The organism is Gordonia sp. VNK1, assembly GCF_040049135.1.
GTDB classification, from domain to species: Bacteria; Actinomycetota; Actinomycetes; order Mycobacteriales; family Mycobacteriaceae; genus Gordonia; species Gordonia oleivorans.
Genome location: NZ_JBDZDJ010000002.1, coordinates 399341 through 415666, shown reverse-complemented (window position 1 = coordinate 415666; position 16326 = coordinate 399341). Strand labels below are relative to the sequence as shown.

Below are 16326 nucleotides of genomic sequence, written 5' to 3'. Positions count from 1 at the left end.
GAGAATCATCGAAATGAAGGGCTGTCATGCAACGAGATGTCGTCGTCATTGTCGGAACCGGCGGGATGGGCATGGCGATCGCCCGACGACAGGGTGGCGGCCGACGCGTGCTGCTCTCGGACTTCAACGAGACCGCCCTCGACGCGCACGTGGCGACGCTGAAAGCGGAGGGATTCGACGTCAGCGGCCATCCGGTCGACGTGTCGTCGACCGATTCGGTGTCGGCCCTGGTCGAGCAGGCGACCGGACTCGGTTCGGTCACACAGGTGGTGCACACCGCGGGTCTCTCGCCGGTGCAGGCCTCCGCGGAGGCGATCCTCCACGTCGATCTGCTCGGTGTCGCCGCGTCGCTCGAGGCGTTCGGAGGCGTGATCGCGTCCGGCGGTACCGGCGTGGTGATCGCGAGCATGGCCGGGCACATGTTCCCGCCGCTCCCGGCGGATCAGGTCACCGCTCTGGCCACCACCGCCGTCGCCGACCTGCTGAATCTGCCCACCCTCGGCGGCGAGGTGCGCACCAATCCGGCCCTGGCCTACGGAATCGCCAAGCAGGCCAACCACATTCGAGTGCGCGCCGCCGCCCGGACCTGGGGTGCGCGCGGCGCCCGGATCAACAGCATCTCCCCCGGTGTGATCGCCACCGCCATGGGTCAGGAAGAACTCGCCGGCCCCAGCGGCGAAGCGATGCGCGCGATGATCGCCTCATCAGGGACCGGGCGTGTCGGCACCGCCGACGACATCGCCGCCGCGGCGGCGTTTCTGCTCGGCCCGGACTCGTCGTTCGTCACCGGGACCGACCTGCTGGTCGATGGCGGCGTCGTCGCCACGATCGGAACCCAGGGCTGAACCGTGCCCACCCCGACACCGCCCACCGACACAGCGCCCACCGACGTACCGTTCGCCGAGCAGCACTACGGCACCGTCACGGTTCTCACCGCGGCCAACGGTGGCGTGGTGCCGTACGGCAACAGCGTCGTCGTCCGCGGGTCGGAGGGCACCCTCGTCATCGACCCGTCGCTGGCGCTCGATCGCGATCCGGTCGGCGCGGACGCCGTCTTGATCAGTCACGCCCACGAGGACCACATCGCGGGGTTGCGTCACTTCGACGCGGACACCTACGCCCACGATCTCGACGCGCCCGCCGTCGGGTCGCTGGAGGTGCTCATCGCCGGCTACGGGCTCGAACCCGACGAACTCGACGCCATGTCGGATGCGCTGGTCACCGATTATGGTCTGCCCGCCGAGCGTCCCGGGGTGATCGGCATCGATGCCGGTCACACCTTCGACCTCGGCGATCACATCGCGACCGTCATCCACCTTCCCGGCCACACCGCCGGGCACTGCGGGGTGCTCATCGAACCCGACGGGTTTCTCTACCTCGCCGACATCGATCTCACGTCGTTCGGTCCCATGTACGGCGACGTGGGGTCGAGCGTCGACGATTTCCTGACCTCGATCGACCGCGTCGGCGAGATCGATGCCCGCTGGTACGGGACGTTTCACCACAAGGGCGTGGTCACCGGTCGCGCGGAGTTCGCCACCCGGCTGGCCGCGTACCGCTCCCGCATCCTCGAACGTGAGGCGCGACTCGTGGAGTTCCTCGCCGAACCCCGCACCTTCGACGAGATCGTCGCCCACCGACTCGTGTATCGCCCCCACGTCGACGCACCATGGGTCAACGCCGTCGAACGCCGCACGGCCACACTGCATCTGGAGCGGCTCATCGGAGTCGGCGCGGTCGACGAGGCCGAACCCGGCCGATACCGCCGGATGTAGGGTCACCGGCTAGGCCGGTTGCTCCTGGGGAGCGGTGTCGACCATGTCGTGGGTCATCCCGTAGGCCGCACGCATACGCGACATCTCGACATCGCGCTCGGCGTAGGCCTGCGCGGTGAAGGCCTCGAGGCCGCCGGCCCGGCGGACCTGCGCGCGCCCGACCAATCGGAGCAGTGGCGAGAGCCGGGGCAGGAGGTGTTTGACCCGGCGGTCGGCGATCTGGAGGGCGTCGGCGTCGTGATCGCCGAGGAATACCCGCTCATATCCTTCGATGAGAGCGGTGGCGACCGGAAGACGAAGGCGTTCAGGGAGCTTCAACGTGTTCGCGAACTCCGGGACCAGGTAGTCGGCGTTGAGGGCGGCGACGAACTCGCGGTCGTACTCGTCGGGGCCCGGCGAGGTCAGTCGGTACAGCTCCTCGATGCGGCGATGATCGGCCGCGCACGTCGGATTCAGATCGTCGTCCATGCCGATCACGTGACCGACGTAGCGCCAGAGGTGATAGATGTCGTTGAGTTCGGTGTCGGTGAACCGCACGCCGAGCGATTCCATCGCCTCGATCGCGATGTGGCCGAACTCGGCGAGGGTGAAGGCCATATACGGCTGCGGGATCGGCACACCCCACGCGTCGTGATCCCACCCCCCGGTGCGCAGCAGGTGTTTGCGGACGTGCGCGTGAATCATCCGCACGCGCACCGTGTAGGCGAATCCCTCACCGTCACGGCGCATTCCACCGGGGGTGAGTACACGTCGGAGCCACTCACCCACCTCCACCGACCGCACACCGGGCATCGTGCCGTATCGCCCGGTGAGCGCCAACGGTTTTCCGGCGATGCCGTTGCCCGCCCCGCGCAGCAGAGATGCGGCCGCGAGCACGATGGCCATCGCAGGGAAGTGCCGGACCAGACTGTCGGCGGCCCGGTCGCACCGGTCGTGCTCGAGCCAGTCCGGTTCGGTGTCGAGCGAGGTGAACAGGTCGATGAGTTCGGTGGGCGGTTCGGTGACCGCGTCGATGCCGTCGGCAAGCGCGGTCGCCAGCAGCGCGAAACCTGACCGGCCGGCCGGATCCTGCATGCCGGCCACCGCATCGGCGCGGTCATCGGCACGCCACATGGCGTCGATCCAGGTGTCGCCCGCGACGCCGTACTGCAGACGCGCGCGGGAGGCGTTCACCAGGTCGGTGGGTGGCACAGATGTCATGCCATCATCCAAACACGAGGATTCCTCACTTACTATTCATGTTATGACCGTCGCAGGCACCGGCAATCGACGTCCGGAACGCAAGCGCATCGCCCCGCGTCAGCAGCGAGCGGTGCAGATGCGCCGACGACTCCTCGACGCCACCACCGCACTGCTGCGCGATCGTCCCGAGGGATTGCCATCGACGCAGGACATCGCCGATCGATGCGACGTCAGCATCGGCACGGTGTACCGGTATTTCGCCGATTTCAACGACATCCTCTTCGACCTCCGACACGAGGCGATCCAACAGATCGGAACCGACCTCGCAACCGCGATCGCGGTCGCGATGAACGAGGAACCCCGGGCGGCGATCACCGCCGTGGTGAAAAGCCTCACTTCTTCGTTCGAGCGTCACGCACCGGTAGTGCGCGCCTCGGTGACCGGCGACGACTCCGAGTTTGGGTCGGCCTGGTCGGAGATCGAGGCACCGCTGATACCACTGGCACGCATCCTGCCGATGCGCCTGCGCCCCGACCTGTCCACCGAGGAGATCGACGAGTTGGTGTTCATCACGATGGGCGCAACGGCAAGTCTGTGCTTGCGTGTCGCGCTGCTGCGCCCACCCACCGCGGACCGGGACCGACTGATCGCCACAACGTCACGAATGTTGTTGGCCGCGTTCGACGTCTGAGTACCAGTCCCCCGCCACACCGGGCCACACGGGAGCGCGGACAACCTGCAGCCAACTGCCAGGGTCGTCACGGCCACGGCCCAGCACCACGCCGTGAACTGAGAGATATGCACAGCACACGCCACCACACCGACACCGTCCTCGTCGTCACCGACGGCTCCCTCCGTGCGAACACGATCATCGATCAGGTCCTGCGATCACACCGCAACCTGGTCGTCACCGGCCGCAACGCGCACGACCTCGTCCCCTACATCGACGCCGGCGTCCACGATCGGGTCTGGACGGTCGTCTGCGATCCGTCGGATCCCACCCAGATCGACTCGCTCATCGAACGCGCCACCGACCGGATGGGGCCGGTCATCATGGTCGTCGACCCCGCGGGCCAACTCCGCGACGTCGAGGCCGCCGATCGCCGGGTGGCCTGAGGTGCGCTGACCGCGCGGAACCCCGCCGTGGCCACCCGATCGGCGCGATCGCCTAATCTGGCCGAATGCCGATCTCTCGGGTGCCTTCCACGATGCGACTGGTCATTGCGGGAGTCCTCATCGCCGCGGCGGGCATCTGCTACTCGTCGTGGGTTCTGGAGTTCTTCTGGGCCTCACCGCTGGATCCGCTGCGCAGCTTCCTCAGCGAACTCGACGCCGCCCATCGACCGCACCGGAACGTCTACATCGCCGGCGACATCACCACCAGTTGCTGTGCGCTGCTCGCCGCGGGTTTGCTGTGGATACCGCGTCCGGCGGTCACCGGACGCTACGGACGCGGCGCGGTGGCCGCCCTCGCCGTCTTCGGTGTCGCGACCATCACCGACGCGCTCTCACCGATCGAGTGCATCCCGAATGTCGACCCCAACTGCCCGTCCGAGCCCAGTGGTCTGCTCCCGCAGCTTCACCACGTCCACGCCTTGACCAGCACCGTGGCGGTGTTCGCGATCTTCGCCGCGATGATCCTGGCGGTGGTCTCGGCGTGGCGCGAGGGCCACTGGCCGGTGCTGCGCGTGTGGGGACTCGCGGTGCTGGTGACGATTTCCGTCGCGACGGTGTGGATGCTCGCCGCCGACGACGCCCACGGGGATTTCCGGCTCGGCCTGGCACAGCGCATCCAGGTCGGTGGGATGTCACTGTTCCTGGTGCTGTGGGGTGTCGCCGTGGCTGGTCAGCGCCGCTGGTCTCGGGACAGCGGTCACCGTAGGTCGATGACGCTCGGATCGGAGTCGGTGGCGTAGAGCAACTCGATGTGCTCGGCGTACTTGTCGGCGATCGGCTTGCGTCGCAGCTTCATCGTCGGGGTCAGTTCGGCGCCACCCGGCTCCCACGCGGCCGGGACGATGGTGAGTCGCTTCACCTGCTCGACGCGGGACAGTTTTCCGTTCCCGGTCCGGACGGCGGTCACCACCTCCTCGACCACCCTCGGGTGCGACGACAACGCGGCGATGTCGGCGTCGGGCATGTTCAGCGCCTTCGCACGGGCCGCGGCGGCGTCGGGATCGAGAACGACGAGCGCGGAGACGAACGGTTTGGCGTCGCCGATGGCGACCACCTGACCGATCAGTGACGACGCCGCCTTCATCGCATTCTCGATGTTGGTCGGCGACATGTTCTTTCCGGCCTCGTTGATGATCAGTTCCTTCTTGCGGTCGACGATCCTGACGTGGCCGGCGCCGTCGATCTCGGCGATGTCGCCGGTGGCGAGCCAACCGTCGGCGTCGATGCTCTCGGCGGTCTTGTCGGGCTGTTTACGATAGCCCCGCATCACCACGGGACCGCGGATGAGCAGTTCCCCGTCGTCGGCGAGTTTCACCTCGACACCCGACACCGGCTTGCCGACGGTACCGATCGCCATGTCGTCGGGGGTGGTCATCGTGGAGACACCGGTGGTCTCCGACATGCCCCACACCTCGAGCACCGGGATACCCAGCCCCAGGAAGAACTGCAACACCTCGGCCGGGATGGCCGCCGCACCCGACCCGGCGAAGGTGATCTGATCCATGCCGATGGCCGCGCGGACCTTCTGAAGCACCAGTTTGTCGGCGAGCCCGTGTTGCAGTCCGGCGACGACCCCCTGGGAGGTGCCGTCCAGTTGTGCCTGGGCCGCGGCCGCTCCCCGCGCGACCGCCCAGGCGCCGAGGTTCTTCTTGATCGGGCTCGTCTCCTCGGCCAGCTTGGCCTCGATCCCGGCGCGGATCTTCTGCCAGACGCGCGGGACACCGAAGAAGAAGGTCGGACGCACCTCGGGTAGCGCCGCGGCGATCTCGCGGGGATCTGCGACGGTGGTCACCTGGATTCCGCGGGCCATGTTGGCCGCGTGCGAGGACACCCTGTCGGCGATGTGTGCTGCCGGCAGATACGAGATCACCCGATCGTCGAATCCGACGTCGACAACCTCTGCGAGAGAAGCGAGTTCGGCGATGATGTTGCGATGGGTGATCTCCACGCCCTTGGGCGGACCGGTTGTTCCCGAGGTGTAGATGAGTGTCGCGAGGTCCTCGGGTTGTACCGCCTGCCACGCCGCGGTGAAATCGAAGTCCGCCGAACCCGACCCCTCCAGGTCGTCGAGGGTGATCGCACCGCCGGCCGGACCGTCGACCACGACGATGGTGTCCACGGAGGTGCTGGCCGCCTTGATCGCCGGCAGGAACACCTGCTCGGTGATGACGATGCGGTTCTCGGCGTTGCCGAAGAGGTACTCGATCTGGTCGGGCGAACTCGTGTTGTAGATCGAGAACGGGATGGCCCCCAGGTGCAGGGCCGCGGTGTCGACGAGGTGGAACTCGGGCCGGTTGGTGAGCATGATGCCGACGGTGTCGCCGCGGGCCACACCCACGGCGGCGAGACCGCGTGCGATGGCCTCGACCCGTCGTCCGTATTCGGCCCAGCTGATCTCGGTGATCCCGCCGACCGTGCGCAGTGCAACCTTGGTGGGGTGCAGCGCGATCGAGGCCTGGAACGCCGCGGGCAGGGTCGCCACGTCGGTGCCGCTCTCGTGCGGAAAGGTGATCGTTTCGTACTCGGACATGGTGTTCCCCCAGAAGGCAGGCCGGCAGTGTTGCCCATCACACTAACCAGCCGCGCGCGGTTTCTGGAGGCTTCGGCCGATTTGGTAATGCAAAGGTAAAAACCGCAGGTGGAACTGTGCCACCTGGCGGGTTCCGCTGGTGGGGTGCTTACTTCTTGGGCGGGAAGTACTTGATCAGGGCCTCCTGCACGACCGACGTGGCCAGGGTGCCGTCGCGCATCCAGAACCGTCCGGAACCCATGCCACGGGATCCTGTGGCCACCGGTGAGCGAGTGGCGTAGAGCATCCATTCGTCGAAGCGGAAGTCGCGGTGGAACCACATCGAATGGTTGACGGTCGCCGCGAACAGGCGGTCGATGCCCCAGGACAGTCCGTGGGTGGTGATGATGGAGTCGAGCACGGTGGTGTCGGAGGCGTAGCACATTGCGGCGACGTGCATGATCGGGTCGTCGGGCATCACGCCGTCGGTCTTCATCCAGACGCGGTTGTCGCGCAGGGTCTCCCCGGCTTCGCGCATCTTCCAGGACGGGTCGTTGGCGAAGCGGATGTCGATGGGGTGCAGAGCGTCGACGAAGGTCGCGATTCGATCCTCGAAACCCTTGAAATGCTCACCGAGAGTGGGCAATTCCTCCGGGTAGGGCACCTGCGGGATCTCCACGGCGTGTTCGAGTCCGGCAGTGTTGTCCTGGAAGGCCACCAGCATCGTGAAGATCTCTTCGTCGTTCTGCTTTGCGGTCACCTGCCGGTTGGCGAAGGACTTGCCGTCGCGGAAACGGTCGACGTGATACTCCATCGGCTGGTTGACGTCACCACCGCGGATGAAGTGCGCGTGCAGGGCGTGCACGGGCGGGTTGCCGCGGGTGAGGGTGCGCGCCGCCGCGACCACGCCTTGCCCGAGCATCTGCCCACCGAAGGTACGCGCGGTCTTCTGTTCCGGGTGCTGGCCGATGAAGAGGTTCTCGTCGCGTTGCTCGACATCGAGCAGTTGGAGCAGCTTGCCGAGGTCACCGGCCACTTCCGCAGTCATGACCTCAAGCCTAGGACGTGAAGACGGGGCCACCGACCCCAGGCCGCCCCGACCTTGCCCATTTCTGGCACCTAGAACGCCGATCCGTCGGGAAAACCGCAGGTCACGCGAAGTGGATACTTCGGAAATGGCCAGAAATGGGCACCGCACCCACCACACTCACCGGGCGCGCCCTGCCTGCACGACGAAGAGCGAGGAGCGCTACTCGCCCACCGCTGAACCACCACGCTCACCGGGCGCGCCCTGCCTGCACGACGAAGAGCGAGGAGCGAAGCGACAATGCGATGAGGAGGAAGGCAGGGTGCTTTGGCCCGGTGAGCACGCGACGGCGGAGCCGGCGCCAACCAGCACCGCGATGAGGAGGAAGACGCGGTGCTGCCGGCCCGCCGGGCACGCGCGGACGGAGTCCGCGCCAACAAACACAGCTCACCGGGCGCGCCCTGCCTGCACGACGAAGAGCGAGGAGCGAAGCGACAATGCGATGAGGAGGAAGGCAGGGTGCTTTGGCCCGGTGAGCACGCGACGGCGGAGCCGGCGCCAACCAGCACCGCGATGAGGAGGAAGACGCGGTGCTGCCGGCCCGCCGGGCACGCGCGGACGGAGTCCGCGCCAACAAACACAGCTCACCGGGCGCGCCCTGCCTGCACGACGAAGAGCGAGGAGCGAAGCGACAATGCGATGAGGAGGAAGGCAGGGTGCTTCAGCCCGGTGAGCACGCGCCGGCGGAGCCGGCGCCAACCAGCACCGCGATGAGGAGGAAGACGCGGTGCTGCCAGCCCGCCGGGCACGCGCCGGCGGAGCCGGCGCCAACAACTCAGTGGTCCTGTTCGCCGATTCGGTGGACGTGGATCATGTTGGTCGATCCGACGGTTCCGGGTGGGGCGCCGGCGACGATGACGACGACGTCGCCGACGTTGAGGCGTCCGATGCGGAGCAGTTGGTGGTCGACTTGGTCGATCATGTGGTCGGTGGTGTCGACGTGGTCGACGATGAATGTTTCGGTTCCCCAGCTGAGGGCGAGTTGGGATCGCACCGCTTGGGTCGGGGTGAAGGCCAGGAGGGGTAGGCGGGAGTGGAGGCGGGCGAGGCGTTTGACGGTGTCGCCGGATTGGGTGAAGGCGACCATGGCCTTGACTTCGAGGCGTTCGCCGATGTCGCGGGCGGCGTAGGAGATGATGCCGCGTTTGGTGCGGGGGACGTGTGAGAGGGGTGGTACGTCTCGGGATCCGCCTTCGACGGCCTTGCAGATGCGGGTCATCGTCTGCACGGTTTCGATGGGCCATTTGCCGACCGAGGTCTCGCCGGAGAGCATGACGGCGTCGGCGCCGTCGAGGACGGCGTTGGCGACGTCGGAGGCCTCGGCGCGGGTGGGGCGTGAGTTCTCGATCATCGAGTCGAGCATCTGGGTTGCGACGATGACCGGTTTGGCGTTCTCGCGTGCCATCTGGATGGCGCGTTTCTGGACGAGTGGCACTTGTTCGAGGGGAAGTTCGACGCCGAGGTCACCGCGGGCGACCATGACGCCGTCGAAGGCCAGGACGATGGCTTCGAGATTGTCGACGGCTTCCGGCTTTTCGAGTTTGGCGATCACGGGGACGCGTCGGCCGACGCGGTACATCACTTCGTGGACGAGTTCGATGTCGGCGGGTCCGCGGACGAAGGACAGTGCGACGAGGTCGACGCCGAGGGTGAGTGCGAATTCGAGGTCGCTGATGTCTTTGTCGCTGAGCGCGGGGATCGATGTCTTGACGCCGGGGAGGTTGAGGCCCTTGTTGTTGCTGACGGGCCCGCCTTCGGTGACGGTGCAGACGACGTCGTTGCCGTCGATCGCGGTGACCGACAGTCCGACCTTGCCGTCGTCGACGAGGAGTCGGTCGCCGACCTGGGCGTCGAGGGCGAGTTCTTTGTAGGTCGTGGATACGCGGTCGTGGGTGCCGAGGATGTCGTCGACGGTGATCCGGACTTCTTCACCGGTCGCCCACATCACCTCGCCGTTGAGGGCTCCGTCGTCGACGAATTTCCCGAGGCGGATCTTCGGGCCCTGGAGGTCGGCGAGGATGCCGACGGCCTTCTCGACGGAGTCGCTGGCGCGGCGGACGCGGTCGTAGACCACCCGGTGATCGTCGTGGCTGCCGTGACTGAAGTTCAGTCGCGCCACGTCCATTCCCGCTTCGACGAGTTCTTTGAGACGCTCCTCGCTGTTGGTCGCGGGGCCCAGGGTGCAAACGATCTTGGTACGGCGTGTCACGGTGATCACCTTAGTCCCGTCGTGGTGGCTTCTCTATGGGAAGTGACGACTCGTCATCACCCCGCCACTCGGCGTTCGGGCGGGGCCCGAGGTCATCGCCGGTGGCAACGGTTCATTGTGTTCATGACCTCACACCGCGGCCGGGCGTGCCGCAGTGTGAGGTCTGAGCAGCTCCCCGGTCAGCGCACCGACAGGGGTAGTGCGGCCGGCCGAACCGGCGACGGCAGGTCGGAGGCGCCCATGAGGAATTCGTCCACCGATCGTGCCACCGAGCGTCCTTCGGCGATGGCCCACACGACCAGGGATGCGCCGCGGTGGGCGTCTCCGCACACGAAGACGCCGGGTGCGTCGGTCTGCCAGTCACTTCCGCAGGACAGGGCACCACGGCGGTTGGGTTCGATCTGCAGGTCGTCGAGCAGTGGTCCTCGCTCGACTCCGGCGAATCCGATGGCGAAAAGCGCCAATTCACAGGGGATTTCGAACTCCTCGCTGACCGGGGTGATGACGCGCCGGCCGTCGGCCTCGCGGACGACCTCGACCTCGGCGAGGACCATGGTGGTCACGTTACCGTCGGCGTCACCCAGGAAGCGTTGCACCGCAACCTGATACTTGCGGTCGCCGCCTTCGGCGTGGGCACTGGAGGTGCGCATGATGAGCGGCCAGGTGGGCCACGGCGAGCGGGTGTCGTCGCGATCGGAGGGCAGTTCGGGGTTGTAGTCCAACTGCACCACCGAGGCCGCGCCCTGGCGGTGCGCGGTGCCGAGGCAGTCGGCACCGGTGTCGCCGCCACCGATGATCACCACGTGCTTGCCCTTGGCGGTGATCGGCGACGGTCCGTCGCCCTCGCATTCGCGGTTGGCGGGCACGAGGTGCTCCATCGCCAGGTGGACGCCGTTGAGTTCGCGACCGGGTACCGGGTTGTCGCGCGCGGCCATCGCACCGATGGCGAGGACCACCGCGTCGTGCCTGGCACGGAGGTCGGCGACGCTCAGGTCGGTCCCGACGCCGCAGCTGGTGACGAATTCGGTTCCCTCCGCGCGCATCTGGGCGACGCGTCGGTCGATGTCGGACTTCTGCAGCTTGTACTCCGGGATGCCGTAACGCAGCAGGCCGCCGATCCGGTCGTCACGTTCGTACACGGTGACGTCGTGACCGGCGCGGGTCAGCTGCTGGGCGGCGGCGAGTCCGGCGGGTCCGGAACCGACGACGGCCACGGACTTGCCGGTCTTGATCGCCGGCGGCTCTGGCCCGATGATGCCTTCGGCCCAGGACTCGTGGGCGATGGTCTTCTCGACTCGCTTGATGGTGACACTGCCGCCGGTGGTCGGCTCCGAGATGGACAGCACGCAGGCCGCCTCGCACGGCGCCGGGCACACCATGCCGGTGAACTCGGGGAAGTTGTTGGTGGCGTGCAGGCGTGCGCTGGCCGCGTCCCAGCGACCACGACGAACCAGGTCGTTCCATTCCGGGATGAGATTGCCCAGGGGGCAGCCCGCGGTTCCCGAGTGGCAGAACGGGATTCCGCAGTCCATGCAACGCCGCGCCTGATCACTCACCTCGGCGAGCACCTTCAGCGGGTTGTCGGCGTGTTCGTAGACATCGCCCCAGTCCTGTACGCGTTCGGCGACGGGCCGATACTTCGCTTCCTTCTTCGAGATTTCCAGGAATCCGCGTGGGTCAGCCACGAGCCGCCTCCATGATCGCTGAATCAACGTCGCGCCCTTCGGCTTCGGCCATGCGGGCCGCGTCGAGGACACGTTTGTAATCGGTCGGCATGACCTTGGTGAAGGCCAGGCATCGGCGCGGCCAGTCCGCCAGCATCGAGGCGCCGATCGCCGAACCGGTGAGTTCGGTGTGTTTGGCGATGTGTTCGTGCAACCACTGCAGGTCGTCGGGGTCGGGCCGCATCAACTCGACCATCGCCATGTTGACCTTCGACGGATCGAGGTCGTAGACGAAGGCGATACCGCCCGACATTCCGGCGGCCATGTTGCGTCCGGTCGCGCCGAGAATGACCACCCGTCCGCCGGTCATGTACTCACAGGCGTGGTCGCCGACGCCTTCGACGACCGCGGTTGCACCCGAGTTGCGCACCGAGAACCGCTCCCCGACCTTGCCGCGCAGGTACACCTCGCCCGACGTGGCGCCGTAGAGGATGGTGTTGCCTGCGATCACCTGATCCTCGGCGATGAACCACGCCTCGGGGTCGGGTGCGACGACGATCTTGCCGCCGCACAGTCCCTTTCCGACGTAGTCATTGGTGTCGCCGCTGAGGGAGATGGTGACGCCCGGCGGCAGGAAGGCGCCGAGCGACTGGCCCGCCGAGCCGGTCAGTTTGACGGTGATGGTGTCCTCGGAGAGACCTTCGGCCCCATAACGGCGGGTGACCTCCGCACCGAGAAGGGTGCCGACGGTGCGGTTGACGTTGCGGACCGGCAGTTCGAGGGTGACCGGGTGGGCGTCCTCGAGTGCACCTTCGGCGAGCTGGATCATGGTCTGGTCGAGCGCCTTGTCGAGGCCGTGGTCCTGACCGCGGACGCGACGGGTGGGGCCCTTGTCCTCGATGCGACGGAAGATCGGACTCAGGTCGAGTCCCTTGCTCTTCCAGTGCGCCACAGCCGAATCGGTGTGCAGGCGCTGCGACTGACCGATGGCCTCGTCGAGGGTGCGGTAGCCGAGCTGGGCCAGATACTTGCGCACGTCCTCGGCGATGAACCGGAAGAAGTTGACCAGGTGTTCGGCCTGACCGGTGAAACGCGAACGCAGTTGGGGGTTCTGCGTCGCGACTCCGACCGGGCAGGTGTCGAGGTGACAGACCCGCATCATGATGCAGCCGGTGACGATCAGCGGCGCGGTGGAGAATCCGTACTCCTCGGCACCGAGCAGCGCCGCCATGATGACGTCGCGTCCGGTGCGCAGCGCACCGTCGCACTGCACGGTGATGCGGTCACGTAATCCGTTGAGCATCAACGTCTGCTGGGCGTCGGCAAGACCGATCTCCCACGGCGTACCGGCGTGCTTGAGCGAGGTCAGCGGCGACGCTCCGGTGCCGCCGTCGTATCCGGAGATGAGCACCACGTCGGCATGCGCCTTGGACACACCGGTCGCGACGGTGCCGACACCGACGGCCGACACCAGCTTGACGTGGATGCGGGCATCGGAGTTGGCGTTCTTCAGGTCGTGGATCAGCTGGGCGAGATCCTCGATGGAGTAGATGTCGTGATGCGGCGGCGGCGAGATCAGGGCGACCCCGGGGGTGGAGTGCCGGGTCTTGGCGATCCACGGGTACACCTTGTAGGCCGGAAGCTGGCCACCCTCACCGGGTTTCGCACCCTGGGCCATCTTGATCTGGATGTCGGTGGCGTTGATCAGGTAATCGCTGGTGACTCCGAACCGGCCGGAGGCGACCTGCTTGACGGCACTGCGTCGTTCCGGATCGTAGAGACGGTCCACATCCTCGCCGCCCTCGCCGGAATTCGACCGTCCGCCAATGCGATTCATCGCGATCGCGATCGTCTCGTGCGCCTCGGCGGAGATCGATCCGTAGCTCATGGCACCGGTGTTGAAGCGCTTCATGATCTCTTCGACCGGTTCGACCTCGTCGAGCGGAATCGGATCCTTTGCGCCGAGATCGAACTCGAAGAGGCCGCGCAGGGTGCCGCCCTTGCGGGACTGCGCGTCGACCTTGTCGGAGTATTCCTGGAAGACCTCGTCACGTCCGGTCTTGGTGGCGTGCTGCAGCAGGAACACCGTCTCGGGGGTGAACATGTGCAGTTCGCCCTCGCGCCGGTACTGATACTCGCCGCCGACCTCGAGACGCCGATAGACCTGCTCGGTGGCGTTCTCCGGGAAGGCGCGATGGTGTCGAAGGCGGACCTCCTCGGCGAGTTCGTCGAGGCCGACACCCTCGAGGCGCGACACGGTGCGGGTGAAGTATTCCTTGACCACGGCCGAGGACAGGCCCACCGCTTCGAATGCCTGGGATGCGGTGTAGGAGCTGATGGTGGAGATCCCCATCTTGCTCATCACCTTGAGCACGCCCTTGCCGAGCGCCTCGATGTAGTTGCGGATCGCCTTGCGCGGTGCGACGCCGGTGAGTTCACCCTCGGTGATGAGATCCTCGATCGATTCCAGCGCCAGATACGGATTGACCGCGGCGGCACCGAAACCGATGAGCAGAGCGATGTGGTGGACCTCGCGGGCGTCACCGGACTCGACGACCAACGCCACCTTGGTGCGTTCCTTGGTGCGGACCAGGTGGTGGTGCACCGCCGAGACCGCGAGCAGCGACGGGATCGGTGCGTGTTCACGGTCGGAGTGACGGTCGGAGATGACCAGCGTGCGGTGCCCCTCGGCGATCGCCTGCGAGGACCGGGTCCGCAGATCCTCCAACGCGGCCGCCAGACCCGGACCGCCGTCGGCCACCTCGTAGAGACCGTGCAGCACCTTGGCCGACAGGCCCGGATTGTCGCCGTCGTCGTTGATGTGCACGAGCTTGGCCAGGTCGTCGTTGTCGATGACCGGCCAGTGCAGCTGAATCTGCCGGCACGACGCGGCGGTCGGATCGAGCAGATTCTGCTCGGGTCCCATCACGCGAGCCATCGAGGTGACGATCTCCTCGCGGATCGCGTCCAACGGCGGGTTGGTGACCTGGGCGAACAGTTCGACGAAGTAGTCGTAGAGCAACCGCGACCGCTGCGACATGACCGCGACCGGGGTGTCGGTGCCCATCGAACCGAGCGGTTCGTAGCCGGAGGCCGCCATCGGGGTGAGCAGGACCCGCAGGTCCTCCTCGGTGTAGCCGAAGGTGACCTGACGCCGCACGACGGTGTCGTGGTTGGGCTTGTACACCGGCCGGCTCGGCAGTGTCGCGATGTCGAGAAGGCCGGAGTGCAGCCACTCGTCATACGGCTCTGCGTGGATCAGATCACCCTTCACCTCCTCGTCGGGGATGATGCGTCCCTGCGCGGTGTCGACGAGGAACATCTTGCCGGGCTCCAGGCGACCCTTGGAGACGACGTCGTCGACCGGCACGTCGAGTACCCCGGCCTCCGAGGCCAGGATCACGCGGCCGTCGCGGGTCTGCCACCACCGGCCGGGGCGCAGGCCGTTGCGGTCGAGGACCGCGCCGACCACCGTGCCGTCGGTGAAGGTGACACATGCCGGTCCGTCCCACGCCTCCATCAGGGACCCGTTGAACTGGAGGAACGCGCGACGTTTGGGGTCCATCACCGGCACGTTCTCCCACGCCTCGGGGACCATCAGCATCACCGCGTGCGGCACGCTGCGACCACCGAGATGCAGCAGTTCGAGGACCTCGTCGAGGGAGGCCGAGTCCGACGCCTCGGGGGTGCAGATCGGGAAGGCGCGTTTGAGATCGCCGGGGATCAGATCGGTTTCCAACAGGGCTTCGCGGGCACGCATGCGGTTGCGGTTGCCGCGGACGGTGTTGATCTCACCGTTGTGGGCGACGAAGCGGAACGGATGCGCGAGTGGCCACGACGGGAACGTGTTGGTGGAGAACCGCGAGTGGACGATGGCGATGGCGCTCATGCACCGCTCGTCGCGCAGATCGGGGTAGTACAGCGGCAGCTGCATCGTCGTAAGCATGCCCTTGTAGACCATCGTCCGGCTCGACAGCGACGGGAAATACAGCCCGGTGCCGGCTTCCTCGATGTCGGCGGTGACGCGTTCGGCCTGCTTGCGGAACGGGTAGATCGCGCGGTCGAGGTCGATGCCACCCAGGCGGGGGCTCCCGATGGCCGGCTCCACGGTCACGAACAGTTGCGCCATGTACGGCATGCAGCCGACAGCGGTCTCGCCGATGTCCGCGCCTTCGACATCGACGGGCAGTTCACGCCATCCGAGCACGGTGATGCCCTCGTCGGCGGCGAGATCGGTGACCCGTGCCATCGCGATCTCGCGCAGTGCCGGGTCCGCGGGGAGGAAGCAGTTGCCGGCCGCATAGGTGTTGGAACCGTCCGGGTTGGCCGGTGGCAGATCGAAATCGACCGAGCCACGCAACAATTCGTCGGGTAGCTGAATCAGGATGCCCGCGCCGTCACCGCTGTTCGCCTCGGCGCCCGCCGCTCCACGGTGTTCCAGGTTCTCCAGGGCCAGCAGGCCGTCGGCGACGATCGAGTGAGAGCGACGTCCGTGGACGTTGGTGACCATCGCCACGCCGCATGAATCGACCTCTGCCTCGGGGTCGTACAGTCCCTGCTTCGCCGGAAGCGCCGAAAACAACATCACTACCTCCACTGGATTCGAGTCGAATCGCATGCATGATGTCCTTTGGGACAGCGCTGGCCCGTGGAGCAATGTGGCCGTTCGCGGACATGGGGCTGCCGCAGACGGTGAGACTCCACCTTATCTGACGCGCGGCGAT

11 protein-coding genes are annotated in these 16326 nt (G+C 66.8%); 5 read left to right on the top strand and 6 right to left on the bottom strand.

The genetic code is table 11. The features are described 5' to 3' along the window. Nucleotides 1-26 precede the first annotated feature (26 nt). The gene (locus ABLE94_RS03870; protein WP_348808086.1) at nucleotides 27-845 is read left to right on the top strand and encodes an SDR family oxidoreductase; all 819 of its coding nucleotides are present in this window, start codon (nucleotides 27-29) and stop codon (nucleotides 843-845) included. Between the two features lie 3 nt (nucleotides 846-848). Continuing rightward, nucleotides 849-1775 carry an MBL fold metallo-hydrolase gene (locus tag ABLE94_RS03865; protein ID WP_425476128.1) on the top strand — a complete coding sequence of 309 codons (927 nt, stop codon included), beginning with the start codon at nucleotides 849-851 and terminating at the stop codon, nucleotides 1773-1775. 9 nt (nucleotides 1776-1784) lie between these two features. On the opposite strand, the gene ABLE94_RS03860 is transcribed toward ABLE94_RS03865, so the two are convergent. Then, nucleotides 1785-2975 carry an oxygenase MpaB family protein gene (locus ABLE94_RS03860; RefSeq protein ID WP_348804000.1) on the bottom strand — a complete coding sequence of 397 codons (1191 nt, stop codon included), beginning with the start codon at nucleotides 2973-2975 and terminating at the stop codon, nucleotides 1785-1787. A 43-nt stretch (nucleotides 2976-3018) separates the two neighbouring features. Here ABLE94_RS03860 and ABLE94_RS03855 point away from each other — a divergent pair, with 43 nt between their 5' ends. The 3 genes from ABLE94_RS03855 to ABLE94_RS03845 all read left to right on the top strand — a co-directional run bounded on the left by ABLE94_RS03855 (nucleotide 3019) and on the right by ABLE94_RS03845 (nucleotide 4873). Then, nucleotides 3019-3648 carry a TetR/AcrR family transcriptional regulator gene (locus tag ABLE94_RS03855; protein WP_348804001.1) on the top strand — a complete coding sequence of 210 codons (630 nt, stop codon included), beginning with the start codon at nucleotides 3019-3021 and terminating at the stop codon, nucleotides 3646-3648. A gap of 107 nt (nucleotides 3649-3755) precedes the next feature. After that, a complete protein-coding gene (locus ABLE94_RS03850) occupies nucleotides 3756-4073 on the top strand; it encodes a Rossmann-fold NAD(P)-binding domain-containing protein (protein ID WP_348804002.1) in 318 nt (105 codons plus the stop codon). A 65-nt stretch (nucleotides 4074-4138) separates the two neighbouring features. Then, the gene (locus ABLE94_RS03845; protein ID WP_348804003.1) at nucleotides 4139-4873 is read left to right on the top strand and encodes a DUF998 domain-containing protein; all 735 of its coding nucleotides are present in this window, start codon (nucleotides 4139-4141) and stop codon (nucleotides 4871-4873) included. Here the strand turns inward: ABLE94_RS03845 and ABLE94_RS03840 are convergent. The 5 genes from ABLE94_RS03840 to gltB all read right to left on the bottom strand — a co-directional run bounded on the left by ABLE94_RS03840 (nucleotide 4831) and on the right by gltB (nucleotide 16187). After that, nucleotides 4831-6663 (bottom strand): AMP-dependent synthetase/ligase, encoded by a 1833-nt coding sequence (locus tag ABLE94_RS03840; RefSeq protein ID WP_348808085.1) that lies wholly within the window; start codon nucleotides 6661-6663, stop codon nucleotides 4831-4833. The two genes, ABLE94_RS03845 and ABLE94_RS03840, sit on opposite strands and share 43 nt — an antisense overlap. 148 nt (nucleotides 6664-6811) lie before the next feature. Further along, complete coding sequence (locus ABLE94_RS03835; RefSeq protein WP_348808084.1) at nucleotides 6812-7690, bottom strand: acyl-CoA thioesterase; 879 nt, start codon at nucleotides 7688-7690, stop codon at nucleotides 6812-6814. 814 nt (nucleotides 7691-8504) lie between these two features. Further along, complete coding sequence (pyk, locus tag ABLE94_RS03830; protein ID WP_348808083.1) at nucleotides 8505-9938, bottom strand: pyruvate kinase; 1434 nt, start codon at nucleotides 9936-9938, stop codon at nucleotides 8505-8507. A 179-nt stretch (nucleotides 9939-10117) separates the two neighbouring features. After that, nucleotides 10118-11623, bottom strand: a complete 1506-nt coding sequence (locus tag ABLE94_RS03825; protein ID WP_348804008.1) for a glutamate synthase subunit beta — start codon at nucleotides 11621-11623, stop codon at nucleotides 10118-10120. Further along, complete coding sequence (gene gltB / locus ABLE94_RS03820) at nucleotides 11616-16187, bottom strand: glutamate synthase large subunit (protein WP_348804009.1); 4572 nt, start codon at nucleotides 16185-16187, stop codon at nucleotides 11616-11618. The genes ABLE94_RS03825 and gltB overlap by 8 nt, the downstream gene beginning before the upstream one ends. Between the last annotated feature and the right edge of the window lie 139 nt (nucleotides 16188-16326).